This is a genomic window from Herbaspirillum rhizosphaerae, assembly GCF_046025915.1.
In the GTDB taxonomy this organism is placed as follows: Bacteria; Pseudomonadota; Gammaproteobacteria; order Burkholderiales; family Burkholderiaceae_D; genus Herbaspirillum; species Herbaspirillum rhizosphaerae_A.
Window position 1 is genome coordinate 283552 of record NZ_JAQQFR010000003.1, and the last position, 24732, is coordinate 308283.

Consider the following 24732-nt stretch of genomic DNA (forward strand, 5'->3'; position numbering starts at 1 on the left):
CCTCGGATTGCGATGTTGTTTTGTTCTTCCGGCGTTCTGGATTGGTCAGCTTTGCTTGCCACCGATGCTCACTGGCCCGTAGGGATACACCTTGTCCGACGGTCCGACAAAATCGAGAAAGTCAGCGCGTGCGCCGGGGAATCCGATCATCTTCCAGGCCGCCATGTCCTTGTTGCCGCCATGGATCGGGTCGGAGAGATAGCCCTCTTTGGTGTTTTGCAGCAGGAAGGTGAAAAACCATTGCGCCGACACCGACTCGAACTGCACCTTGCCGCCGTCCATGTCTTTGAACAATTGCTCCTGATCGTTAGGGGCAAGCTGATCGAAAGTCTTGCCGGCGAAATTTTTACGGCAGTAAGCGGTGAGAGCGGCAATGCCCGAGCGGTACAGCTCACGCGGCGGCATGCTGGCCTGATAGCCGAATAGTGGTGAGGCATCGCCCTTGAATGGCCCTTGCATATACCAGTTGGAGGCATGGCCGAAACCCGACTCCATCTGACCGTCAATGAAGGCCGGCACATTCAGTTCCAGTGCGCCGGGGCCTTCGTTGTCGGCGGGGATCAAGCGATCAACGGCAGCCTTGATGAACGTCCATTCGTCGGCGTTGAAGAAACGCGGTTGAAAGTTGGCATTGGTCGCGCCGGATGCTGCCGCTGCGCCTGCGGGTGTCTGGCCGATAGCAGGAACGAAACTCGCGGTGGTCAGTGCCGATGCCGCCGGTACGATGGCGATGGTTTTGAAAAGGAAACCACGACGTGATGCTACTTTTTCATCGGGAGTGCTGGGTGGCGGATTTTCTTTTTTCATTGTTCACCTGGGCTGGGTTAGCACACGGCGTGGCGCCATGTTGCCTGGGGTCCGCCTGTGTTGCCCGAGATTGCCGGTGAAGGATCGTGGCGACACAGGTGATGTTTTTTACTGAAGGTTCGACAGGGTAGATGCGGATGATGTTCCGCAAGCAAGAGCTTGGTGGGCTGACTCGTTTTTAATTCCTGACAACTTGTCAGGCGGTGTGGCGCCGAACGTGTAGCGAAATGACGGCTATCTGAAACCATCGTCTTTTAATCAAAACGAAAGCTGACAGCGAAAGAAAATGAAAAAAAACGGCGCTCACAAAATCGTGAAGCGCCGCGGGAGATAAAAAGGAAAATGGCTCCTACAAGGCGTGTAGGAGGCCGCTGACGAAATGATCTGGGACGTTTTGATCGTCAGCAAAAAAGCGGACGTGAAACCTCAATTAAAACGCGACGTTATTGCCGCCCTTGAGCTTGAGCATTTCACGGGCATCGTCGGGTGTCGCCACTTCAAGAGACAGGGCTTCGATCACGGTGCGGATGCGTTTGACCTGGGCCGCGTTGCTTTCCGCCAGCTTGCCCGGTCCGTCCCACAGCGAATCTTCCAGGCCGACGCGGGTATGGCCGCCGATGGCAGCCGACATCGTCGCGATAGGGATTTGTCCACGTCCGGCGCCCAGCACCGACCAGAAGTAGTCATCGCCGAACAGGCGGTCGGCAGTGCGCTTCATGTGCATCACGTCTTCCACATCGTTGCCGATGCCGCCACGCAGGCCGAACACCGACTGAATCAGGAAAGGTGGTTTGATCAGGCCGCGATCGATGAAGTGGGCGGCGGTGTAGAGATGGCCGATGTCATAGCATTCGATTTCGAAGCGGGTCTGATTGGCGCTGCACGATTCGAGGATGTAGGCGATGTCCTTGAAGGTGTTGCGGAAGATGCGGTCGTCGGATTCGGCGAGGTAAGGCTTTTCCCAGTCGTATTTGAAGTCTTTGAAACGGTGCAGCATTTCGTACAGGCCGAAGTTCATCGAGCCCATGTTGAGGGAGGCGACTTCAGGCTTGAGTTGCAGTGCCGGTTGCAGGCGTTCTTCCACGCCCATGGTGGGGGCGCCGCCGGTCGTGAGGTTGATGACGACGTTGGATTTGGCTTTGATCTGCGGCAGGAATTTGCGGAATTCTGCCGGGTCTTGTGTTGGCTTGCCGTTTTGCGGGTCGCGGGCGTGCAGGTGGACGATGGCGGCGCCGGCTTCGGCTGCTCCTAGTGCGGCGTCGCGGATTTCGTCCGGCGTGACGGGCAGGTAGGGGGACATGGAGGGGGTGTGGATGGCGCCGGTGACGGCGCAGGTGATGATGACTTTTTTGGGTTTGCTCATTTGGTTCTCCTGGTGATTGTTGGTTTGTGGTGCTTGTCTGTATCTCTGTAATTCTTTATTTCTATGTCGTCCTGACGAAAGTCAGGACCCAGTGGCGTTCGTTGTTCCGGCTTGCAGTTGGTTATTACTGACTCTGTTCTTTCTTCGATCAACCTTTGCCGGGGGCGGCCCGGCAGCCGCTCACTTTTCTTGCTCCGCCAAGAAAAGTAAGCAAAAGAAGGCGGCCGCTGGGTCGTAGCCCCTTCGGGGTTCCCGGCGCCGTCAGGCACAAATCGGGAAGGGAAAACAACTCGCTGCGCTCAGACATTTTTCCCTTCTTTTTCCGATTTGCACCTGCCGTCACCGGCTACTCTCAAGCGGACTTCGAGACCGGCTCGCTTCGCTTTGCCTGGGGTGGCTCGCCTTCGGCGTCGCGCTGTTAGACGATTTTCGTCGCTGACTAGTCTGTCGTCTCAACGAACGCTGGGATCCATCGGCGTGACCAGGCGAAACTATCTCCTGCATTGTCTTAGGTCGGTTGCTTCCTCTTGTGCGCCACCAATCCCATCAAGCGGTTGTCACGCCAGCGCGATCTTTCTTCCAGCTGATCTGCACGCAGTACCTCGCGTCGTTCTCCTTCAATCTCTTTCAGCGTCTCTGCATTCCATTCATTCGGCAACTGTGTCTTGGCGACATCACGGTAGGTGTGGCCATAACGTTTCGCATAGTCGATTACGCCTTCAGGGGCATTGAGGTCGATGGTTTCGAACGGGCCCATGAAAGACCAGCGCAGACCCAGACCATCCTTTAATACCTTGTCCAAATCTTCGGCGGAGGCGTAGCCGTTTTCGTACAAATTCAGCGCTTCGTTGAGCACCGCACCCTGGATGCGGTTGAGCAGGAAGCCGGTGATTTCCTTTTTCAGCAGTACTGGCGACTGGCCGGCACGGGTGTAGATGTCATGCGCGCGTTTCACCGTTTCTTCCGATGTCCACGGCGCTGGGGCGAGTTCGACCAGCGGGACGAGGTAGGGCGGGTTCACCGGATGGGCGACCAGGATGCGATGGCGGCCGGGCAGGTTTTCGGAGAACTCGGAGGTCGGGATCCATGAGGTCGAGCTGGTGAGGATGGTGTCGGGCGCGGCCAGTTTGTCCATCTCGGCGAAGATCTGGCGTTTGACTTCGACGGTTTCCTTGACGTTTTCTTGTACCAGCGCTGCGCCTTTGAGGGCTTCGGCCAAGGTGCTTACCGGTGTGATGCGTGCCAGCACTGTGTCGGGTGTTTCAGTGATCAGGCCGTGGCGGGCGAGGTCGCTGATGTTGTCGTGCAGGAGCTTCTGGCAATTGTTGAGCGCTTCCGGGACGGCGTCGTAGATGGCGACGCTGCAGCCGGCGCGGGCGAAGACGATGGCCCAGGCGCGGCCAATCAGTCCGGCGCCGATCACGGCGATTTTTTCATTCATGGTGTCTCCTTTGTTTGGTCTTTAGCCGAGATGTTCGACATTACCGCAGACCGACAAACTTTGCCCGCTGATGGCCGATCCGGCCGGCGAGCAGATGTAGATGATCTGGTTGGCGATGTCTTGTGCGGTGACCATCTTGCGCATCGAGACCTTGGACAGCAGGCGCTCGCGCATCGCTTCGTGGTCGATGCCATAGGACGCTGCCTTGGCGGCGATCACGCGCTCCTGGCGCTCACCGGCGACGATGCCGGGGAGGATGGCGTTGACGCGGATGTTGGAAGGGCCGAGTTCCATGGCCCAGCTTTCGGTCAGGCCGATGACGCCGAACTTGGAAGCGGAGTAGGGCGTGCGCAGCGGAAAGCCGAGACGGCCGGCTGCCGACGAAATGTTGACGATGGAACCGCCACCGGCTTTTTTCAGCAGCGGCACGGCACGGCGTGTGCAGAGGAAGGGGCCGGTCAGGTTGACGGCGATGGTCTGGTCCCAGGCCGACAGTTCTGTCTCCTCGACTTTCGCGGTTGGCCCCGCGATGCCAGCGTTGTTGACCAATACATCAAGTGCGCCCCAACGTTGCGTCAGCTCAGCGAACATGGCGTCGACCTGCGCTTCGTTGGCGACATCGGTCTTGCTGAAGCTGACCGGCGCGCCGGTGAACTGCTTGCGCGCGTTGTTGAGGAAGTCGTCGCTGACGTCGCAGATGTGAACCTGCGCGCCTGCCGCCACGAACGATGCGGTGATGGCCAGGCCGATGCCTTGTGCGCCTGCGGTGACGACGACGCGTTGATCTTTCAAACTGGTGTTCATGTCAATGTCCTTGTTGCTTGTGTAAGAAGTAAAAAGTTAAAGCCAGAGAATTTGCTTGCGGTAGGTCAGATCGGTCAGCAGCGGCTCGGCCGGTCCGGTGTGGAAGACCGCGCCGCGCTCCAGTGCGAACACGCGGTCGGCCAATGCCAGCACCAGGTCGAGGTTGTGTTCGACGATGACGATGGAGACTTCCTTGCGCAGTTGATCGAAGACCGTGAACAGTTCCTGCACGACCGCTGGTGCGAGACCTTCGAAAGGTTCGTCCAGCAACAGCAGCCTGACGTTGCCCGACAGGGCACGCGCCACGGCGACCATTTGTTGTTCGCCCCCGGAGAGGAAGTCGGCCGGCGTGTGCAGGCGTTCTTTCAGGCGCGGGAAGTAGTGCAGGATTTTTTCTTCGCTCCAGGCAATGCCGTTGCTGCTGTCGGTCTTGCGCGCCAGACGTCCCAGAGAGAGATTTTCCGCCACCGTCATGCCGGCAAACAGGCCGCGCCCTTGCGGCACGTAGCCAATGCCCAGACGCGCGATGTCGGGTGCGCTCAGGCCGGCGATGTCCTTGCCGTTGTAGCGGATCGCACCCGATGCCGGTTTCAGCAAACCGGTCAGCGCCTTCAGCAAGGTCGACTTGCCGGCGCCGTTGCGGCCGAGCAGGGCCACGATTTCACCTTCGCGCACTTCCAGTGTGGCGTCGTTGAGGATGTGGCTCTTGCCGTAGAAGGCATTGACCTTGTCGAAGGACAGCAACTGTGGACGCTCCTGCGCATCACCGGCTATGCGGCCGGTAACAGGCGGCGTACCGGTGCCGGTATAGATCTCCTGCACACGCTGGTCGGCGCGCGCTTCATCGGGTGTGCCCGACATCAGCACGCTGCCCTGATTCATCACGGTGACCTGATGCGAGAAACCGAGTACGCGATCGATGTCGTGTTCGACGATCAGCACCGGGATATTGTCGGCGATGATTTTCACCAGCCGCGATACACGCTCGCGCTCGGCGGCGGCCAGACCGGCCAGCGGTTCGTCCATCAGCAACACATGCGGTTTGGAGCCAAGCGCAATGCCAAGATCGACCAGACGCTGGCCGCCATAGGACAGTGCGCCGCCTTCGATGTCGTCGATCCCCTTGAGACCAAGGAAGCGCATCAGCTCTTCGGTTTCAGCGTGGATTTCGGGATAGGCGTCGATGTCTTTCCACATGTTGAAGCGTGAGGCGTGGCGCGCCTGTAGCGACAGCCGCAGGTTTTCGTAGATGCTCAGACCCTTGAACAGATTGGTGATCTGGAACGAACGCGCCAGACCGCGCTGACAAATCTGGCCCGGCGTCAGTCCCTGGATTTCTTCACCGTTCAGTTTCACCGTGCCGTGATTCGGGATGAACATGCCGGAGATCAGGTTGAAGGTCGTCGTCTTGCCCGCGCCATTGGGGCCGATCAGCGCATGGATCTCACCGGCGTGCAGATTGACCTGCGCATTCTTGACCGCCTGGATACCGCCGAAACGAATGTCGATATCCTTCACCTCCAATACCAATCCCTCTTGGCGCGGTGGTTGCAGAAAGGCCGGCAGCGGCAAACCGTCAACGATCTGGCGCTGGCTCATCGCAGCGCCGACTTCAGCCGGTGGACGCAGACGCCGTTTGATTTGTTGCCAGATGCCGACCAGGCCGGTCGGCGAGAACAGAATGAAACCGACAAAGGCGAGACCGAACCAGAGTAGCCAGTTTTCGGTCCAGATCGACAGGCATTCGCGGAACAGGATGTAGAACAGCGCGCCCAATGCCGGGCCGAGGAAACTGCGCATGCCGCCGATCACCACCATCGCCAGCAGCTCGCCGGAGAACGCGACCGACGTTGGCTCAGCCGAGGCGAAGCGGTGATGGAAAGCCAGCAAGGCACCCGCCAGACCGGTCACGCTGGCCGACACGATGAACATGATCAGCTTGTAGACGATGGTGCTGTAACCCTGGAAACGGGCGCGCTGTTCGTTCTCGCGGATCGCTACGATGGTGTGGCCGAAGGGCGAACGGATCACGCGCTGCAGGACGAACAGCACGATCAGCGCAATCACGCTGACGAAGACGAGGAAGGGAATTGATTGATCCAGATCGATACCTGCCACGACCGGCCGCACGACATTGCCGAGTCCCGATTCGCCGCCGGTGAAATCTGTCCAGCGGAACGCAATGGCAAACGTCAGCGCTGACAAGGCCAGTGTAAGCAACGAGAAATACACGCCGCGCCGACGCAGGATCAGGAAGCCGACAATCGCTGCTGACGCCGCAATGAAGACGATGGTGAACAGCATTGGCGCCACGATCTGGCCGGGGAACCAGTATTTCTGCGACAGCGCCGCAGCATAGGCGCCGACACCGAACCACGCGCCATGGCCGAACGAAGTCAGGCCGGTATAGCCGACCAGTAGATTCAGGCCCATGGCGGCGATGGCGTAGATGACGACGTCGGTGGATGAACTGGTGGTCAGGCCCAGCAGTTGCAGCAGGATGGGGACGATGATCAGTGCCAGTGCGCCGATCCATAAAGATTGATATTTGTTATACATGTCCGCTCTCATTCAAAACGTTCGATGCGTTCGCCAAGCAGGCCGCGCGGACGGAAGATCAATACCAGCAGCATCAGCAGATACATCGATGCTTCACCGGCGGGGGCATAGAACTGAATGGTGATGCCGCGCACCACACCCACCAGCAACGCCGCCAGCACGACACCCCAGAAGCTGCCGAGGCCGCCGATCACCACCACGACGAAAGCGGCGGTCATGATTTCCGCGCCCATGGCCGGATGCACGCCGGAGATCGGCGCAAACAACACGCCTGCCAGTGCCGCCAGTCCGACGCCGAGCATCACGATGGCGGTCATGTAGGGTTGCAGCTTGATGCCCAGCACCGCGACCATGTCCGGCTTTTGCACGCCGGCGCGCACCACGCGGCCGAAGGAAGTCTTGTTGAGCAGTATCCAGATCAGCGTCAGCGCGACGATGACGGCGACCAGCATCAGCAGCCGGTATTTGGAATACATGAAATCGCCGACCATGATCTGGCCTTTGAAGACCGGCGGAATCGAGGCAGGCAGCGGCGACGCGCCCCAGAAGATGCGGATGATTTGTTCCGCCACCATCGCCAGACCGAAGGTCAGCAACAGGCCGAGAATCGGATCGGCTGAATAAAATCTGCGCAGCAAAAAACGCTCAAACAGAATGCCGATCAACGCTACCAGCAAGGGTGACAGAATTAATGCACCTCCAAAGCCGAGGTATTTGGTGATCTCCACCGCGAGATAAGCGCCGATGGCGTAGAAGGCACCATGGGCTAGATTGACCACGCCGCCGAGACTGAAAATCAGCGACAGTCCCAAGGCAATCAGCAGGTAGTAACCGCCTACCAGGATGCCGTTGAGGATTTGTTCCAACAGGAAAACGATTTGCATTGCTGCTCCGGAGAGGAGGACAAGAAAAAGCTGAGAGAAAGCTGAGAGAAACCTGAAAAGCGTCATCAATCACCGTCGTCCCAGCGAACGCTGGGATCCAGTGTCGTTACACGAGACCCCAGCGTTCGCTGGAACGACGGAGAGTAGGCGACGGCTTAGGTAAAGGTGCAGGCGTTCTCTTGCATCGTCGGAGCGAGTACCTCCAGCGACTCATTCGGTCCCGGCACTGATGCACCCAGCAGCATGAAGTCCCACTTGTCCTTGATCTGCGCTTTCGGCTTGGGTGTGACCGTGTACATCTCTTGCAGCAATTGGTGATCCCAGGCGCGGTAGGTGCCTTTGCGTGCTTTCAATGCATCGATGGGCGCGCCTTTTTCGAAGTACTCGATCAGTTTTGTAGTGTCCAGCGACTTGGTTTCAGTGACGGCTTGCACGATGGAGCGGAAGGCGACGTATTCGCCCCATGCCTGATTCTCAGGCGGTTTGCCGAATTTTTTGATGAAGGCGGCGACGAATGCTTTTGCCGACGGAGCGTTGACGTCGTGGTGCCAGGTAGTCGGCCAGGTGCCGGCGAAACTGTCTGCGCCCGCGCCCCAGGCAACAGCGGTGTCGAAACCGAAACCGGCGATCGGGAAGGGCAGGCCGAACTCCGAATATTGCTTGATGAAGTTGGTGATCTGGTTACCGGCGAGGTTAGAGATGACCAGGTCCGGTTTGGCCTGGCGGATCTTGAGCAGGTAAGGGCTGAAGTCGGTCGCGTCGGTCGGCACCAGCTCGTCATTGGCGATCGTGCCGCCGTTGGCCGAGACGAAGGATTTGGCGGCGCGCAGCAGGTCGTGGCCGAAGGCGTAATCCGCGGACAGTGCATACAGCTTCTTGCCCTTGATCAGATTGTCGCGCACCAGCGAGCGTCCGCAGGCCTTGACGTACGTCGAGTTGGCGGCCTCGATATGGAACATGAATTTGTTGCAGCTCTTGCCGCGCAGCTCGTCGGAGTTGCAGCCGGTGTTCATGAAGAGCTTCTTGTTGCGCTGCGCTATTTGCGCGATGCCCAGTGCCGAGGCGGAGGAAATTTCACCGATCAGCACTGCGGCGCCGTCGCGTTCCAGCAGGCGTTGAGCCTTGGAAGAGGCTGTTGGCGGATTGACTGAATCTTCCGAGATCAGCGTGAGCTGGCGACCGAGCAGGCCGCCGGCCTTGTTTTGCTCTTCCACCGCCAGCGTGATGCTCATGACGGCATATTCGCCCAAGGGGCCGAGGAAGCCGGTGCGCGGGGTCAGGTGGCCGATGATGATTTTGTCCGACTGCGCCTTGACGATGGCCGGGAATCCCAGCGCCGAAGTGGTGGCAACGGCCGCGCCTGCTTTCAGAATGGTGCGACGGCCAGGCGACAGGATCTTGCTGCTAGCGTTGTTATCGTCTTGCTCCATGGTGCAAACCTCCTAATGGTCCGGCGCGAGCCGGGTGTCTCGATGGAAGCCGCCGCACATCGCCAGATGAGATGGCGCGAATGAAGCGGCTTGTTTTCTTATTGAGTGCTTGCGTGCAGAAGAGGTAAAGGCGGGGTGAAGCTGGATTCAAGTCGCTGATCCGGCCTTGGCGTCTCCTTTATCTTTTTGCAATAGCCTCTTTTTTATGTCATTTATTTGACATGTGATCAAATGTATTCGATAGAATTGGGGTGTGTCAACCGGCGATGCAGCAGGAATACATGTTGCCGGGCACCATGCCGCCACACGGCAACAGACGGTTGCTCGCCGCGGAAAACGCCGCAAAAGTCAGTGTGGCAGGGCATTCGGCAAATAAGATGGGGAAGTGCGGCTGCTATAATCCGCGGCACTTTTGCATAACAAAGTTGAACAACATACGCATTTCATCGACACGGATGAAATGGTTTCAAGTGAGAAGCCGGGGACATGGAACACACGATACTTGCGGACCTTTCGCAGATACGCAAAATCACGCACGCCACGCTGTCGCAGCGCGTGTACGACGATTTGCGCGAGCTGCTGCTGGCAGGGCAAGTCCGCCCCGGTCAAAAGCTGACCCTGAAAAGTCTGTCGGAAGCCTTGGGCACCAGCCCGATGCCGGTGCGTGAAGCGATTCGCCAGCTGGCGGCGGAAGGGGCGCTGGAAATTCTGCCCAATCGTGCCGTGCGCGTACCGCTGATGACCAAGGACAAATTCCGCGAGCTATTGAAGATTCGCCTGGCGCTGGAAGGCCTGGCGGTCGAACATGCGGCGCAGAACATCACAACGGAAGGCTTGCAGCAAGTCTCCGATCTGCACGACACGCTATGCGTTGAGATGCATCGAAAGAAGCCTAATGTCGACCTCATCATCCGCCTCAACAAACAACTGCACTTTGCCGCTTACGAAGGATCAGGCATGGCAACGCTGGTCGGTCTGATCGAAAGCCTGTGGCTGCAGGTCGGGCCGGTGATCAACCTCGACCTGCGCGCCGGTTCCCGCCGCCTGTCGGAAGCACCCGCGCTGGTGCATCACGCAGCGCTGCTCAAGGGCTTGCAAGAGAAATCGCCGGAGCAGGCGCGCGCCGGCTTGTCGGGCGATCTGCTCAGCGCCGCGCAGATGATTCTTGCCGGCGACGGCCTGCCTGACGTGTAGCCAGATGTGTAGACTGTTGTTTGCCGGCTTGCTGTGCAGGCGTGCGATTGAAGCAGCTCGCCAGCACGAGGCTCAACAATGGAATAGCTGCGGCCAGTAGTTCCAGGATGCCGGTGCTTTGCTCCAGTTGTTCCAGACGGATCTTGTAATGCGTGGCGAACGCCATCAATAAAAACAAGAATGCGGCGCTCAGCCCCACGATCATTTTGAGTCGCATGTTCATCTCCGATACTCCCCTTTATCCCCACATGACGGTCACAGGCACCGTCGCCAATGCCGCCAGCACGATGCTTACAATGCTCACGACGCCAAAGCCGCCATAGACGATCAGATCGAATTCGCTCATGACGTATCTCCCTGTATGCAGACAAGTGCTATATCGACCGGGTGTGGCGGAGGTTGATAGGCAGGGCCGGTAAAGAAGCGTAAGTTTGTGTAGTCGCCTGTAATGAGGTGCTGACAGACTGTTCAGGTGTGGCGTTCAGCCAAGACATCGATGCGCCGGATCGTGTACTCTCTCGGTAAAAATAGTTCTACATAATTCAGGGAGCTTCATGTCTTTATTCAACAACGGCGGGCTGCGCAAGCTCATTGGTCGCGCGGCTCTTTTGTCTTTCGTTCTTGCAACGCCTTCTCTGTCCCAGGCACAGACACAAACGTCGCTGGACGAGATGCTGAAACCCTATCTGGAGCAGTATCGTTTGCCCGCAGTGGCGGCTGCCGTGGTCAAAGACGGCAAAGTCATCAGCGTCGGTGCAGTGGGCGAGCGCAAGTTCGGTTCCGGTATCCCGGTGACGGTGAATGACCGTTTTCATATCGGTTCCGATACCAAGGCATTTACGGCGACGTTAGCAGCGATGTTGGTAGACCGTGGCCAGATGCAATGGACGACGACCATCGGCGAGGTCTTTCCCGAGCTGGCGCTGAATATGGATTCCGGTTTCCGTAGCATCACCATCAGTCAACTGCTGTCACATACTTCCGGCATTCCCGCCGACAACGCCGAGTTCATCGAGTTGCTGGCCAAGTCCACGTTTGAAGAGGGCAATCTCGACGACTTGCGTTACTGGCTGTTGCAACAATGGATGACCAAGCCCTTGCAGGCTGCGCCGGGACAACGCTTCGCCTATTCCAACATGGGCTATACGATGGCAGGCGCGATGATCGAACGCGTCGCCAAAAAGAGTTGGGACGAACTGATCCGCGAGTGGATCTTTGATCCGCTGGAACTGAAGACCGCCGGTCTTGGTTCGCAGGCTAGTCCGGGCCGCATCGACGCGGCACTGGGTCATGGCATTCTCGATGACGGCAATATCAAGGCTTTCATGGCCGGGCCGGGTGACGACAATCCGCAAATCATTGGCCCAGCTGGTATGGCCCATATGTCGGTACTGGACTTCGCGCGTTGGGCAGGTTGGAATGCCGGCCAAGGAAAGCATGCGCCCGCCTTGTTGAAACCCGAAACGCTTAAGCTCCTGCATACGGCGGTAGTGGATATGCCCTCGGCAAGAAATCCAGCGCCAGGAACACCGTCCAGCGGCAAGTACGCGCTGGGCTGGGTGATTGCGACGACCGACTGGTCGCCGCAGCCGCTGGTTTTCCACGGTGGCTCCAACCAGAAAAATCTGGCGCATATCTGGTTCAGCCCCGAAAAAGACTTTGCCATGGTAGTGGTCACCAACATCTCCAGCGCCAAAGCCAACGACGCCTTGTTTGATATCGCCGGTAAATTGTATAAACAATTTTCGCCGTGATGCGCAGTGATGAAACGATAGAGGATTCGTCCTTGAAGATATCTTCACTGCCGGATTGAAGGAAGGGAAAGCGTCTATTGGTACAATGCGCGTTTTCCCTTGTTCCTCTTTCTGGCGGGCTTCATGGATTTTTTCCTGTTTCTGATTGACTTCATTGTTCACATTGATCGCCATCTGACCGAGCTGGCTGCTTCCTACGGTCCATGGCTGTTTCTCATTCTGTTCCTGATCATCTTTGCCGAAACCGGTCTGGTGGTTACGCCTATCCTGCCGGGAGATTCATTATTGTTCGTCACCGGTGCGATTGCCGCCACCGGCGCCTTCGATATTCATCTGATGGTGCTGACGCTGATTGTTGCCGCTATCCTCGGCGATAGCGTGAATTATCAGATCGGCAAGGCTATCGGCCTGAAGGTGTTCGACAACCCCAACTCAAGGATATTCAAGCGCGAGTATCTGGATAAAACCCATGCCTTCTATGAGCGCCATGGCGGCAAGACCGTCATCATTGCCCGTTTCGCGCCTATCGTGCGCACGTTTGCGCCGTTCGTGGCCGGCGTCGGCGCGATGACGTATCCACGCTTCTTCACCTACAATGTGATCGGCGGGATTTTGTGGGTGGCGAGTTTTTCGTATGCGGGTTATTTCTTCGGCAATCTGCCGGTGGTGAAGCAGAATCTTAGCCTGCTGATTCTGGCGATCGTGGTGCTGTCGATTTTGCCGGGTGTGATCGGTTATCTGCGCCAGCGCATGAAGTCGAGATAGCGATCCGGGTTCAGCCGCACAAAGAAAAAAGCCGTTCAGTTTGCACTGAACGGCTTTTTATTTACTGCTGCAGAAATGAACTACAGAGATTACCTCCAAAGGTCACACAGTAAATTTGGTACGACGATCCGCTATCAATACTTCCACAAGATCTTTTGCAGTTCCTTGCTGTCGTTGGTCTTGGTCAGTGCCAGCGCAGTCAGGATACGGGCCTTCTGTGCGTTCTGATCGTCAGTGACAACCCAGTCAAACTTGTCGTCGTTCTGTTCGCCGTTACGGATCACGACGCCGCTGCCGGTACGTGTTGCTCGGACCACTTGCAGGCCTTTGGCGCGTACTTCCTGCAGGACAGGCACAATCTGTTCTGCGACGCTGCCGTTGCCGGTGCCGTCGTGGATGATGGCCTTGGCGCCGGCGGTGACGAAGGCGTCATACGCTGCGCGGCTGACGTTGCCGTAGTTGTAGACGATATCCACGCGCGGCAGGCTGTTGATCTTGTCGATATCGAACTCGGTTTGCGTGGTGTGCGGACGTGCCGGCAAACGGTAGAACATCAGCTTGCCTTCGACCACATAACCCAGCGGGCCGTATGCCGAGCGGAAGGTTTCAACCTTGAAGGAGTTGCTCTTGGTGACGTCGCGGCCGGAATGGATTTCGTCGTTCATGACGACCAGCGTACCTTTGCCTGCTGCGTCCTTGCTGGATGCAACCAGCACGGCGTCATACAGGTTCAGTGCGCCGTCTGCACCCAACGCAGTACCCGGGCGCATGGAACCGACCACCACGACAGGCTTGTCGCTCTTCAGCGTCAGATTGAGGAAGTAAGCGGTTTCTTCGATCGTATCGGTGCCGTGGGTGATCACGATGCCGTCGACGTCACTTTGCTTGAGCAGTTCGGAGACGCGCTTGCCCAGTTTGAGCAGGCGCTCGTCGTTGAAGCTTTCGCTGCCGATCTGGAAGATTTGTTCGCCGCGTACGTTGGCGATCTTCGAAATTTCAGGAACGGCGGCAATGATCTTGTCGACCGGCACGACTGCCGATTGATAGGCTGCAGTATTGACGCTGGACGCGCCTGCGCCGGCAATGGTGCCGCCTGTGCCGATGACGACGACGTTGGCTTTCTTTTCTTGTGCCTGTGCGGACAGCGACATGGCGGCGGACAGTAGCAGGACGCCACCAAGTTGTTTCAGCTTCTGGTGTTGCATGAAGGTCTCCTGAGCAATCGTAAGATCATTAGATATTAGATGGTCCCACCGTCGTGCCGGATAGTGCGCGCGACGGCGACTTGCGTGCCAATCGTTTTGCGTTGTGGTTATGGCACGAAAGAATCTTACGGAACTGCGCAGGGGATGTCCCATGCTTTTACAGCATGGTTTTGCGCAGGTTATGCAACAGATGCATGACCTGGCGGCGGTCTTTTAAAAATCAAAAAACAGGCTGGGGAATTAGAAAAATTCGACGATGTCATTCGTGGAAATTTCCGGGCTGAGCACGCCGGAGGTTACCAGTTCATCGTAATAGCAGATTCGGTTGCGGCCGTTTTTCTTGGCATGGTACAGAGCCTGATCGGCATGGCCGAGAATCACCACCGGCGTTTCGTGCGAAATGCTGACAAAGCCGAGGCTGACGGTGACATTGCCGACCTGCGGGAAGTCATAATCCTGAACATGCTGACGGAAGCGATCGAAGATCTTGCGCGCATCGTCCAGCGTGGTCGAGCGCAGCAGTATGACGAATTCTTCGCCGCCGAAACGGAAGATACGGTCATGCGAGCGGAACGAGCTGCGCAGGATATTGGCGACGAGGATCAACACTTCGTCACCGTAGAGGTGGCCGTACTGATCGTTGACCTGCTTGAAGTGGTCGATATCGACGACGGCCAGCCAATGCGATTTGGCGTTGCCGGAATGGCGACGTTCATTGTTGTCGACCGAATGCGCCTCATGCGGCGCAATGGCGAAGGCATGACGCGAGAATTGTTCGTCGAAGGTCTTGCGGTTGAACAGGCCGGTCAGCGCATCGCGCTCGCTGTAGTCGAGCAAGCTCTGATAGTTGCAGTAAATGGCAAAGACACCGTCAATCAATTCACGCATCGCAACATCGTAGGCATGCGGATGACGGATCTCAATGCAGGTATTGACCTTGCCGTGCAACCACACCGGCAGCCACAGCACGTGCGTGCCGTCACTGTCGATGACATAGTGTTCGTTCTTGTGCTGGCGCATGCACTCCGCGATGGCGGGGAAGTTGCTCAGCGGTTCTTTGGGGTCGTCGTCGGTGTGTTCGGCGATGGTGCTCAGACGGCCTTCGTCGAGGAACATTTTTTCCTGGACGAAGAGCTCTTCGCGCAGGGAGAAAATATCGTGCACGCGAATCTGGTGGACCTTGGTCAGCTGATACAGCGCGGTGACGACGGAGCCGGCAAGACGCGTGTTCTCACGTTGTGCCGTGATATCAGTGAGGTTCTTTAGAAGCAGTTTCATCATCCGGATGTCGACTCCTGCGTGAGCACATTATTCTATGTCTAGTGGGTACTCTTTGGAACACGTTCAACGCGTTCTCATTGGCTCTACCATTCATAGAATGCATAAGGACATTACGCAAGAATCAAGCCATGAATCAAGCCGGGAACCACGGGATTTTACACGCAGCTTGGCGTAACAGCTATTGAGTTAACGCAAAATCAAAGCGAATAATTTTCTTTCATTTCCGAGTGGAAATTTTATGCCGTGATCGCTCGCATTGCCCGCACTATATTGGCACTCACCGTCTCGCCTCATGCTCTGCCGATGTGAAATTCTGTCGATGAATTTAGTATTTCCATATGGAAAAATAGAGTGCATCGCTGCGCAATATCGTCTCTTCACTTTGATCGCAACAATGCCGGAGAGCGCCTCTCTGCGCGATAGGGCAACGCAGCAATTTATTATTTATATTATTAGAGAAGGGGAGACAGAACGTATCGTATTTCAACGTGCGGATGCGTAAGTACCTTGCGAGTGCAAGCTGCCTCGCAGAGGGACTCGCTTTTGAACGCCGGGAGGGGAGAGTTATTGCTGAAGGGATGGCGCGCCGCGATATGCACGACGCGCCGGAAGCGGCAGAGAATTACAGATAAATGATGGCGAGCGCCACGGCGATGATCAGGCCGAACTTGGTCGCCCGATATACATTGCGATTCCAGTTCTTGAACTTGCGGCGATATTGGCCGGCGATCCAGACAAAGCGAAACAGCTTGTTGATGCGGCCGGTCTGGTCACCGGTTTCGTTCGGCGAGCTGGCGGCGGTCATCATGGTCTTGCCGAGCCATTTGTTGATGGCTTGTGCCCAGCCGTAACGCAAAGGACGTTCGACATCGCAGAACAGGATGATGCGGTTCGTGTCGGCACCGTTTTGCGCCCAGTGGATGAAGGTTTCGTCGAATACCACGCTTTTGCCGTCGCGCCAGCTGTAACGCTGGCCGTCGACTTCAATGAAGCAACGATCATCGTTCGGTGTCACCAGCCCCAGGTGATAGCGTAGCGAACCGGCATAAGGATCACGGTGCGGGTTAAGCGTGCCGCCCGGTGCCAGTTCGGCGAACATCGCGGCCTTGACGCAAGGAATCTGGCGCAGGATCTCGACGGTCTTGGGGCAGAACTGTTCGGCCGATGGATGGCTGGCGTCATACCACTTCAGATAGAAACGCTTCCAGCCGGCTTTGAAGAAGGAATTGAAGCCGGCGTCGTCATTCTTTTCCGCAGCCTTGATCTTGGAAATGTTCTGCAGGTTGACGGCCTCGGCCTTGATAGTTTCCCAGTTCTCGTCCAGCAAATGCAGGTTCTGGAAATCCTTGGTCGCCGGGGGATACGGCACTGCCGGCACGCGCGAGAAGGCGTACATGAACAGATTGATGGGCGCCATGATCGAGGAATGGTCGAAGAATTGCCGGAAAAACGGCAGTCTCACCTTTCCGCGAAAATGAATGAAAAAGATGGAAAACAGATAAATACCGACAACAACCCACTTCATTGCAATGTCCTCATGAGGATGACCGGCCTGATAAAGGCTTGCCATCTTGTATAGATAAGCGCGGTAGGCGCGATATCAGCGATATCAATGCGCCAGTAGCTGAATACTATTAGCTGAATATTCTGGAAATCCGGCAGTTTTGCCGCGATGGATGGGGCTGATTCTACACCAAGCCGATTTGGGCAGCTTTGCGGTGGATCAGTGAAGAATTGTAAAAATATAGACCGAGCCCCGAATGGGGGGGAGGGGCGGAACCCGGTCTATAAGAAGGGCAAACGTTGTTAAGCGTTGTGGGTGCTTACGCCGGCTGCGCAGCCAGCTTGCCTGGCGCGATGCGCGGCATGCCGGTAAAGCCGAAGTCGATCTCAGGTTGACGACCGGCAATGATTTCAGCAATTGCACGCCCCGAACCTGCGCCCATGGTCCAGCCCAATGTGCCGTGGCCGGTGTTGAGGAACAGGTTGCTGAACTTGGTCTTGCCGACGTAAGGGATGTTGGACGGCGTCAGCGGACGCAGACCAGTCCAGTACACCGGATTGTCGTAGTCGCAACCGTCAGGGAACAATTCGCGTGTGCGGCGGGTGATGGCGTCGCAGCGGGTGTTGTTCAGTTCACGGGTGTAGCCGTTCAGCTCGCAGGTGCCGGCCACGCGCAGGCGGTCGCCCAGGCGCGAGACGACCAGCTTGTAGCCGTCGTCGGTCAGCGAAACCGTTGGCGCTGCATCCGGATTGGTGACCTTGTAAGTGGCCGAATAGCCCTTGCCCGGGTACAGCAGCAGATTGATGCCCAGTGGACGCAGCAGCGGCTCCGAGAAGCTGCCCATGGCGACGACGAACTTGTCGGCGCGCAGGATCTTGTGGCGGCCAGCACCGTCGATGACTTCCACGCCGGTGATCTTGGCGGAAGCGCCGGTGCCTTCGGTCAGCAGGCGGGTGATGGTGGTGTTGAACTGGAAGTCGACGCCGGCGTCTTCGGCCTTTTGCGCCAGACCGGTGGTCAGCTTGTAGACGTCGCCCGATTCGTCGCTGGCGGTAAAGTCGCCGCCGACGATTTTGTCGCGGATGCTGGCCAGTGCCGGTTCGATCTTGACGACTTCTTCAGCGCTGATCGAATCGCGTTGGCAACCGAGGTCACGCATCAGCTTGGCCGCAGGCAGCGACAGCTCAAATTCTTTGGCGTCGGTATAGAAATGCAGAATGCCGCGGGTCAGGTGGTCGTACTGGATATTGGTTTCGGCGCGCAGGGCCACCAGTGTCTGGCGGCTGTATTCGCACAGCGCGACGATCTGGCGGATGTTGGCGTCGGTGCGCGCAGGCGTACATTCGCGCAGGAAGTTGATGGCCCATTTCCATTGCAGCCATTCAGGACGGAAGCGATACAGCAGCGGAGCGTCTTCCTTGCCCAGCCATTTCAGGACTTTGAGCGGAGCGGAGGGATTGGCCCATGGCTCGGCGTGCGATACGGAGATCTGGCAGCCATTGGCGAAACTTGTTTCTTGCGCTGCGCCGGCTTGGCGATCGATGACGGTAACGTCGTAACCTTCACGCTTCAAAAACCACGCGGACGCGGTACCGATGATGCCTGCTCCCAATACGATGACTTTCATCACATTCTCCTTGATTACATGTTCCCTGAATGGGTGAAATTGTAAGAAGTAATCAGTTTTTTAGGTAAGCAATCGGCGTGCCTGTATTTCTATTTTTAAATAGAAACCTGCTTTATGTGTTCAAAAAAGAAAATATTTTTGCAAAAAACTTAATATTTTGTATTTTCAAACTTTGCCATTTCTTCCGCCAGCGCCTGTGTGACGCTTTCTGCCAGGGCTTGTTCCAGACTGGCGCGTACGCGAGTCTTCAGGATGTCGGCCATGTTGTCCAGAATGACTGCCAGATGATCCTGCAAATGCTGGTGTAGCACATTGTCGACCTGGCCCAGCATCTTTTGCATGATGTTGTCCTGGATTTCCTGGCGGAGCTGCTGAAGCTGCTCCGCCGTCGGAACGGGCGCAGCGACCGGTAATGGTGTGCTGACGGGCACCGGTAACGGCGGTGCGTCGAATGTCGGTTGGTAAATCGGCTGCTGAACTGGCTGGTATTGCTGCGCCTCAGGCTGGTAATGCTGATGATAGTCTGGCTGAGCTTGGCCGTAGTCGTACGTTTGTATCGGCTGCTGCGCCGGAGCGTCTTCCCAATACAGTGCGTTTGGCGGCGATGTAGGTGCTTGCTGCGGTGTGTCCGCTCCGGCAGGCGTAGCAATGACTTCGGTCAGGAGCGGGATGCTGTTGTCGGCGGAAGATTGGCTCATGGCTTCAATCTGCGACGAAATGGCTCAACGGATAGCCGCGTTCTTTATAGAAGCGGTAACGATCACGCCCGGCGGCCTTGTCGGCTTCGTCGGACGAAATAATCTCAAACATGCGCTCGAAGCGGGCGAAGTGTTCCGGTGTCGTACCTGATAAATTGATCAGTACATGGTGATGCGGCAGATCCACGGCCTCGCTGTCGGTCAGAATCACCGGCGTCTGCGCAGCCAGCGGATCGTTTGCATGCACATGCGGCAAGAAGTCTTGTTCCGAAAACGACCACAGCAATTGATCAAGCTGGGCCAGTTCGTTGCGATCCTTGCCGAGCAGCACAATCTTGCATTGGGCGGCGCGCGCCTTGCGCACCAGACGGCAGGCGTAGGCGAGTTTATTGGGGACGTTGCTGTGGAAATCGATGCGGGTCATGGACGAAGTATAGACATATCCAGGGAGGAGGAAAACCTGAGGAAGGAATTAAACGCGGGTAGCGTTATACGATACCCGTCGTCCTGACGAAAGTCAGGACCCAGTGTCGTGCCGACCGTTGTCACGACGCTGGGTCCCGGCGTGCGCTGGGACGACAGGGATTTTATTGCAGTTACCCGATCAGGCTGCCATGCCGCTATGGCGCAGCAGGGCATCAATACTTGGTTCACGACCGCGGAAAGCCTTGAACGACTCAATCGCCGGACGCGAACCGCCGACCGCCAGGATTTCCTTCTGGAAGCGCAGGCCGGTTTCGATCGAGACCACGTTGTCGCCCTTGGCTGCAGCTTCTTCAAACGCGCTGTAAGCGTCGGCCGACAAGACTTCCGCCCACTTGTAGCTGTAATAGCCGGCCGCGTAGCCGCCTGCAAAGATATGGCTGAACGAGTGCTGGAAGCGGTTGAATTCCGGCGGACGGATCACGGCAAATTTGTCGCGCACGGCGTTCAGCACGGATTGCACGCTATCCTTGCCGGAGGCGTCGTAGTCGTAATGGATGTGCATGTCGAACAGCGAGAACTCAACCTGGCGCAGCATCTGCAAGCCGGACTGGAAGTTCTTGGCAGCCGTCATCTTGTCGAACAGCTCGCGCGGCAACGGTGCGCCGGTGTCGGCATGGGCGGTCATGTGTTGCAGCACGTCCCATTCCCAGCAGAAGTTTTCCATGAACTGTGACGGCAATTCAACCGCATCCCATTCCACTCCGGAAATGCCCGACACGCCCACTTCGTCGACTTGCGTCAACATGTGGTGCAGGCCGTGGCCGGATTCGTGGAACAGAGTAATGACTTCGTCATGCGTGAACAGCGCCGCCTTCTTCACGCCATCAACAGTCATTGGTTCGGTGAAGTTGCAGACCAGATAAGCGATCGGCGTCTGCACGCCATTGACAGTCATGCGGCGCGAGCGTGCGTCATTCATCCAGGCGCCGCCGCGTTTGCCGCTGCGGGCGTAAAGATCAAGATAGAACTGCCCGATCAGTTTGCCGTCGCGCTCGATACGGAAGAACTTGACGTCCGGATGCCAGACCGGGGCGGTGTCGGGTTTGATGTTGACGTTGAACAGGCGTTGGATGACTTGGAACAGGCCTTCGACCACCTTCGGTTCCGGGAAGTATTCCTTCACTTCCTGCTCGGAGAAAGCGTAGCGCTGTTCGCGCAGCTTTTCGGCGGCGTAGGTCATGTCCCAGGCTTCGAGCGTGTCGAGGCCGAGTTCATCGTGCGCAAAGGTACGCAGTTCCGCCAAGTCCTTTTCGCCATAGGAGCGCGCGCGGCGGCCCAGGTCTTCGAGGAAGCCGATGACTTCTTGCGGCGACTGCGCCATCTTCGGTACCAACGATAATTCTGCGAAATTCTTGAAGCCCAGCATCACGGCTTCTTCGTGGCGCAGTTGCAGGATTTCCTGCATGTTGGCGGTATTGTCCCATTCCGGCTTGGCGCCCAGTTCCGAGGCCTTGGTGGCGTTGGCGCGATAGATCTTTTCGCGCAGACTGCGGCTGTGCGCGTATTGCAGGACGGGGAAGTAAGACGGGAAATGCAGCGTGAACTTGAAGCCAGGCGTCCCGTCTTTTTCGGCGGCCGCGCGTGCGGCTTGCTTGACGTCGTCCGGCAGGCCGGCCAGCTCGGATTCGTTTTCGACGAACAAGCCGAAATCGTTGGTGGCGTCGAGGATGTTTTCCGAGAAGCGGGTGGTCAGCGCGGCTGACTTTTCCTGGATTTCGGCGAAACGTTCTTTCTGATCGTCAGGCAACTCGGCGCCAGACAGGCGGAAGTCGCGCACGGCGTTGTCGATGACTTTCTTGCGGGCGGCCGACAGGCCGGCGTATTCCGGGCCGGTTTGCACGGCCTTGTACTTTTCGAACAAGGCCAGGTTTTGGCCCAGCGCGGTCCAGAACTCGACCAGCTTGGGCTGGTTTTCGTTGTAGGTGGCGCGCAGTTCCGGCGTGTCCACCACCGAATTCAGATGTCCGACGATGCTCCAGGCACGGCCCAGTTGCTCGGTGGCGTTTTCCAGCGGCTCGACGAAATTGGCCCAGTTGACATGCGTCATCGGCGCTTCCAGCTCGGTGACCAGCGTGGTGGCCTTGGCCAGCAGGGTTTCGACGGCGGGCGTGACGTGCTCCGGCTTGATCGCGTCGAAACGCGCCAGGCCGGAAAAGTCCAGCAACGGGTTGTTATCAGGAGTGTTTGCGGTATCTGTAGTGGCTGTGGTGGTCATGGGGACTCAGGTTCTTTCGGCAGCTTCAATAGTGTTGACCAGCAACATGGTGATGGTCATCGGCCCCACGCCGCCGGGCACGGGGGTGATGTAACCTGCGACTTCCTTGGCATTGGCAAAATCCACATCGCCGCACAACTTGCCGTTATCGTCACGGTTCATGCCGACATCGATAACGACAGCGCCGGGTTTGACCATGTCGGCGGTGACGATATTGCGTTTGCCCGTAGCCACCACCAGAATATCTGCCTGGCGGGTATGGTGGCCCAGATCGCGGGTCTTGGAATTACAGATAGTGACGGTTGCCCCAGCTTGCAAGAGCAACATTGCCTGCGGCTTGCCGACGATGTTGGAAGCGCCGACTACAACCGCATTGGCGCCACGCACCGGATAATCGATGGATTCCAGCATTTTCATGACGCCGTAAGGCGTGCAAGGGCGGAAAAGCGGTTGACCGGTCATCAGCAGGCCGGCGTTGCTGATGTGAAAACCATCCACGTCCTTGTCGGCGGCAATGGCCTCGATCACTTTATTGGCGTCGATGTGCGCCGGCAGCGGCAACTGCACCAGAATGCCGTTGATCTTCGGATCCTTGTTGAGCGCATCGATGCGTGCCAGCAGATCGGCTTCGGTCAGCGTGGCCTCATACTTTTCCAGCACCGAGTGCAGGCCGTTGTCTTCACAGGCCTTGACCTTGTTGCGCACATAGACCTGGGACGCCGGGCTGTCGCCGACCAGAATCACGGCCAGACCGGGCTGTTTGCCCTTGGCGGTGAGGGCGGCGGCGCGTTTGGCGACATCGGTGCGCAGTTGTTGGGAGAGCAGGTTACCGTCGATTAATTGTGCTGGCATGGTGGGGAAAGGCTCAATGTGGAAGAATAAAGCGACATTATAAAGGGCTGCGCAGGGCAGGGTGTCAGACGCACCGAACGCGAGCAAAATTGCCCATTTGAAGATTCGGAGCCCGACGACGCAGATTTTAATTTTCGGTTATGCTCCGCCAACTAATTCATCGAAGGACCCTGAATGACCGATCTGCTCACCCGCCGCTTAGCCCTATTTGCCAGCCCGGAAAACCGCGCGCTGCTTGGACAAGGCTTGCGCGGCGTGGAACGGGAAACCCTGCGCGTGACCCCCGAAGGACAGTTGGCGACCACGCCGCATCCGGCCGTGCTGGGTTCTGCGCTGACCAACGAGCAGATCACGACCGACTATTCGGAATCCTTGCTTGAGTTCATCACCCCGGCTGAACACGACATCGCCACGGCCCTGAAACGACTCGATGAAATCCATCGTTTTGTGCACGCCAACCTGAACGGCGAGTTGCTGTGGAACGAGTCCATGCCCTGTGTGCTTCCGCCCGAGGAAGATATCCCCATCGCCTGGTACGGCACCTCGCACATCGGCACGCTGAAACATGTCTATCGTCGTGGCCTGGCCTTGCGTTATGGCAAGACCATGCAATGCATCGCCGGCATTCATTACAACTTTTCGCTCAACGAAGGCGTCTGGACGCTGCTGCGCGAACTGGATGACCGCGAGCAAAGCGTGGAGCCGTCGTTTTCCGCACGTGATTACCAATCAGAGAGCTACATTGCGCTGATTCGCAATTTCCGCCGCTACAGCTGGCTGCTGATGTATCTGTTCGGCGCATCGCCGGCGCTGGCGTCGAATTTCCTGCGCGGCCGTCCGCACAAGCTGGAGACGCTGAGCGACGACACGCTTTACCTGCCGTATGCGACCAGCCTGCGCATGAGCGATCTTGGCTATCAGAGTAACGCCCAGGCTAACATCACGCCGCACTACAATAATCTGCACAGCTATATAAAGAGCCTCTCGCAAGCCGTAAGCCAGCCGTACCCTGCGTACGAAGCCATCGGCACCAAGCGTGAAGGCGAATGGGTGCAGATCAATACCAACATTCTGCAGATTGAAAACGAGTACTACTCGGCGATTCGCCCCAAGCGCGTGATCTATAGCGGCGAACGTCCGGTGCAGGCGCTGGCCGCGCGCGGCGTGCAGTATGTTGAAGTGCGTTGCATGGACATCGATCCGTTCGAGCCGCTTGGCGTGAGCCTGCAGGCGTCGCGTTTCCTCGACGTGTTCCTGCATTTCATCGCGTTCGAAGAGAGTTCGCTGACGTCGGATGAAAGCGGCGCTGAAAGCCGTTGTAACTTCTCCAAGGTAGTCAAGGAAGGCCGTCGCCCGGGCTTGCAACTGGAACAAGAGGGAAAATCCATTGGCCTGCAGGCATGGGGATTCGAGTTGCTGGACCGGATGCAGCCTATCGCCGTTTTGCTGGATGCCCAGGCCGGTGGCGAACAGCATGCGCAGGCCTTGCAGGCGCAGCGCGAAAAGTTGCGCGATGTCGAACTGACGCCATCAGCCCGCGTATTGAGAGAAGTGCGTGCAGCCGATAATTCGTTCGCCAAATTCGCACTGAACCTGAGCCGCAGCCAGGCAGAGCAATTCCTGGCGCGTCCATTGAGTGCGGAATTGACGGCAGAATTCAACGCCACCGCTCAAACTTCTCTCGAACAGCAGCAATCGATCGAGAGCACCCAGATCGGCGATTTCGATACCTTTGTAGCAGCTTACCGGGCCAGTACGCTGGGAAATATCAGCGTTTGATCCCTGACCTGAATACCTGATTGTTGCCGGATAACCGGGACATTCATTTGAATAAATTCTAGCGGCGAGCAATCATTTTTGGAT

20 protein-coding genes are annotated in these 24732 nt (G+C 57.4%); 4 read left to right on the forward strand and 16 right to left on the reverse strand.

Annotation, left to right across the window (positions count from 1 at the left end; translation table 11 throughout):
- Positions 1-45 precede the first annotated feature (45 nt).
- The 7 genes from PQR63_RS06220 to PQR63_RS06250 form a co-directional block, all read right to left on the reverse strand.
- Positions 46-807, reverse strand: coding sequence for a gluconate 2-dehydrogenase subunit 3 family protein (locus PQR63_RS06220; RefSeq protein WP_408166544.1), 762 nt, complete (start codon positions 805-807; stop codon positions 46-48).
- Between the two features lie 430 nt (positions 808-1237).
- Positions 1238-2170, reverse strand: a complete 933-nt coding sequence (gene kce, locus PQR63_RS06225) for a 3,5-dioxohexanoate:acetyl-CoA acetone transferase (RefSeq protein ID WP_408166546.1) — start codon at positions 2168-2170, stop codon at positions 1238-1240.
- Positions 2171-2678: 508 nt separating this feature from the next.
- Complete coding sequence (locus tag PQR63_RS06230; RefSeq protein ID WP_408166548.1) at positions 2679-3611, reverse strand: 3-hydroxyacyl-CoA dehydrogenase; 933 nt, start codon at positions 3609-3611, stop codon at positions 2679-2681.
- A 21-nt stretch (positions 3612-3632) separates the two neighbouring features.
- Positions 3633-4415 carry an SDR family oxidoreductase gene (locus PQR63_RS06235; RefSeq protein WP_408166550.1) on the reverse strand — a complete coding sequence of 261 codons (783 nt, stop codon included), beginning with the start codon at positions 4413-4415 and terminating at the stop codon, positions 3633-3635.
- A gap of 36 nt (positions 4416-4451) precedes the next feature.
- A complete protein-coding gene (locus PQR63_RS06240; protein WP_408166552.1) occupies positions 4452-6974 on the reverse strand; it encodes a branched-chain amino acid ABC transporter ATP-binding protein/permease in 2523 nt (840 codons plus the stop codon).
- 8 nt (positions 6975-6982) lie between these two features.
- Entirely contained in the window at positions 6983-7858 is an 876-nt protein-coding gene (locus tag PQR63_RS06245; RefSeq protein WP_408166554.1) for a branched-chain amino acid ABC transporter permease, read from the reverse strand.
- Positions 7859-8013: 155 nt separating this feature from the next.
- Positions 8014-9288, reverse strand: a complete 1275-nt coding sequence (locus PQR63_RS06250) for an ABC transporter substrate-binding protein (protein ID WP_408166556.1) — start codon at positions 9286-9288, stop codon at positions 8014-8016.
- Positions 9289-9774: 486 nt separating this feature from the next.
- Between PQR63_RS06250 and PQR63_RS06255 the strand changes: the two genes are divergently transcribed.
- The gene (locus PQR63_RS06255) at positions 9775-10482 is read left to right on the forward strand and encodes a GntR family transcriptional regulator (RefSeq protein ID WP_408166558.1); all 708 of its coding nucleotides are present in this window, start codon (positions 9775-9777) and stop codon (positions 10480-10482) included.
- Here PQR63_RS06255 and PQR63_RS06260 read toward each other — a convergent pair.
- Positions 10433-10699, reverse strand: coding sequence for a hypothetical protein (locus tag PQR63_RS06260; protein WP_408166560.1), 267 nt, complete (start codon positions 10697-10699; stop codon positions 10433-10435). The genes PQR63_RS06255 and PQR63_RS06260 overlap by 50 nt on opposite strands.
- A 337-nt stretch (positions 10700-11036) precedes the next feature.
- Between PQR63_RS06260 and PQR63_RS06265 the strand changes: the two genes are divergently transcribed.
- Both PQR63_RS06265 and PQR63_RS06270 read left to right on the forward strand, forming a co-directional pair.
- On the forward strand, positions 11037-12236 hold the full coding sequence (locus tag PQR63_RS06265; RefSeq protein WP_408166562.1) for a serine hydrolase domain-containing protein: 1200 nt from the start codon (positions 11037-11039) through the stop codon (positions 12234-12236).
- 123 nt (positions 12237-12359) lie between these two features.
- Complete coding sequence (locus tag PQR63_RS06270; protein ID WP_094566425.1) at positions 12360-13001, forward strand: DedA family protein; 642 nt, start codon at positions 12360-12362, stop codon at positions 12999-13001.
- Between the two features lie 134 nt (positions 13002-13135).
- On the opposite strand, the gene PQR63_RS06275 is transcribed toward PQR63_RS06270, so the two are convergent.
- From PQR63_RS06275 to folD, 8 genes are all read right to left on the reverse strand, one after another.
- A complete protein-coding gene (locus PQR63_RS06275) occupies positions 13136-14206 on the reverse strand; it encodes an asparaginase (RefSeq protein WP_408166563.1) in 1071 nt (356 codons plus the stop codon).
- Positions 14207-14446: 240 nt separating this feature from the next.
- The gene (locus tag PQR63_RS06280; protein ID WP_408166565.1) at positions 14447-15487 is read right to left on the reverse strand and encodes a GGDEF domain-containing protein; all 1041 of its coding nucleotides are present in this window, start codon (positions 15485-15487) and stop codon (positions 14447-14449) included.
- Between the two features lie 622 nt (positions 15488-16109).
- A complete protein-coding gene (lpxO, locus tag PQR63_RS06285) occupies positions 16110-17012 on the reverse strand; it encodes a lipid A hydroxylase LpxO (RefSeq protein WP_408166567.1) in 903 nt (300 codons plus the stop codon).
- 298 nt (positions 17013-17310) lie between these two features.
- Entirely contained in the window at positions 17311-18618 is a 1308-nt protein-coding gene (locus PQR63_RS06290) for a D-amino acid dehydrogenase (protein ID WP_408166569.1), read from the reverse strand.
- A 149-nt stretch (positions 18619-18767) separates the two neighbouring features.
- Positions 18768-19316, reverse strand: a complete 549-nt coding sequence (locus PQR63_RS06295; RefSeq protein WP_408166570.1) for a hypothetical protein — start codon at positions 19314-19316, stop codon at positions 18768-18770.
- A gap of 4 nt (positions 19317-19320) precedes the next feature.
- Complete coding sequence (locus PQR63_RS06300) at positions 19321-19740, reverse strand: DNA polymerase III subunit chi (RefSeq protein ID WP_408166572.1); 420 nt, start codon at positions 19738-19740, stop codon at positions 19321-19323.
- Between the two features lie 180 nt (positions 19741-19920).
- Positions 19921-22017: a M3 family metallopeptidase gene (locus PQR63_RS06305; protein ID WP_408166573.1), complete on the reverse strand. Its 2097-nt coding sequence runs from the start codon at positions 22015-22017 to the stop codon at positions 19921-19923.
- A 6-nt stretch (positions 22018-22023) separates the two neighbouring features.
- A complete protein-coding gene (folD, locus tag PQR63_RS06310; protein ID WP_408166575.1) occupies positions 22024-22869 on the reverse strand; it encodes a bifunctional methylenetetrahydrofolate dehydrogenase/methenyltetrahydrofolate cyclohydrolase FolD in 846 nt (281 codons plus the stop codon).
- 174 nt (positions 22870-23043) lie between these two features.
- Between folD and gshA the strand changes: the two genes are divergently transcribed.
- A complete protein-coding gene (gene gshA / locus PQR63_RS06315; protein ID WP_408166576.1) occupies positions 23044-24648 on the forward strand; it encodes a glutamate--cysteine ligase in 1605 nt (534 codons plus the stop codon).
- The last annotated feature ends 84 nt before the right edge of the window (positions 24649-24732 follow it).